1 protein-coding gene is annotated in these 1,275 nt (G+C 76.5%); it reads right to left on the reverse strand.

Translation table 11 applies throughout. The features are described from left to right. Positions 1-198: 198 nt before the first annotated feature. The coding region (locus G6556_RS18880) for an HAD family hydrolase (protein ID WP_346775012.1) at positions 199-1,275 on the reverse strand (1,077 nt) is incomplete at its 5' end.

The raw sequence follows: 1,275 nt of genomic DNA on the forward strand, positions 1-1,275 counted from the left end.
GGGGGCGTCGTCGCCCCGGTCCGCCCTGGCCCCGGAACGAACAGCGGCGCCCGGGAAGGGCGCCGCTGCCGAACGGACGACCGCGAGGGTTATCAGGCGTGCACGTGGTCAGTCGAGACGGGTCGAGCCCGTTCGACGCGTCCTATGCGTGGACGGATCGCGCGTGGGTTCCCTCGGGCCGTTCTGTTGTGCTCCCCATCACAGCCGCCGCCCCGGCCGGTGGGAAGGTCTCGTGGCGAAGTCCCAGGTCGATCGGAGCCGTCGCCCGGATGGCGGGACGGCCGCCCGGATGTCGGACACGGTCACGGGTCGACGCCGGGGGGTGCCGCGCCGGACGGACCGGGCGGACCGGGCGGACCTGGCCGACCGGACGGCCCACACCGCCAGGAGCGCGGCGACGACCAGGGCCGCGAGCCCGCCCAGCACCACCCCGTCGCGCGCGGCAGGGCCGGTGAGCTGCCGCAGCGCCGCGCGGCGCCGGCCGGCCGCCACCGCGACGTGCCGCCGGAACACCAGCGGCGTCCAGCCCTCCTGCTCCGCCATCCGGCGCAGCGTCCGGTCCGGGTTCACGACGAACCCGTGGCCGACCACCCGCAGCATCGGCGCGTCCGTCGCGGAGTCCGTGTACGCCGACGACGCCGCGAGGTCGTACCCGCGCCGCTCCGCGAGGTCCTGCATCGCGCGGGCCTTCGCCGGCCCGTAGGCGTAGAACGCGATCTCCCCGGTGTACCGCCCGTCGGCGACGCCCATCCGGCTGGCGATCACCTCGTCGGCCCCGATCAGCTCCGCGATCGGCTCCACCAGCTCGGAGCTGGACGCCGACACGACCACGACGTCGTGCCCCGCGGCGTGGTGCTCCGCCACCAGGTCCAGGGCCTCCGCGTAGACGACCGGGCCGATCGCGTCCTGCAGGCTCGCGGCCACGATCGTCGACACCCGCTCGACGTCCCAGCCCGCGACCATCGCCGACAGCTGCGCCCGCACGCGCTCCGTCCGGCCCTCCGTCGCGCTGCCGAGCAGGAACGCCAGCTGCGCGGCCGCCGACCGGAGCGCCGCCCGCCGGGTGAGCAGCCCGCCCGACAGGAACGGGCGCGCGAACGCGCTCGCGGCCGACGTCGCGATGACGGTCTTGTCCAGGTCGAAGAACGCGGCGGCGCGCGGGGACGGCGCAGCGCCGGCGGGGGGTGCGGGCGAGGTGTGGCCGTGGCTCATCGGGACGGGTGCCTCCTGGACCGAGGGTATCGAGCCGCGCCGGGACGACCACAGGGGGGAGGG

The organism is Cellulomonas sp. IC4_254, assembly GCF_011603975.1.
In the GTDB taxonomy this organism is placed as follows: Bacteria; Actinomycetota; Actinomycetes; order Actinomycetales; family Cellulomonadaceae; genus Cellulomonas.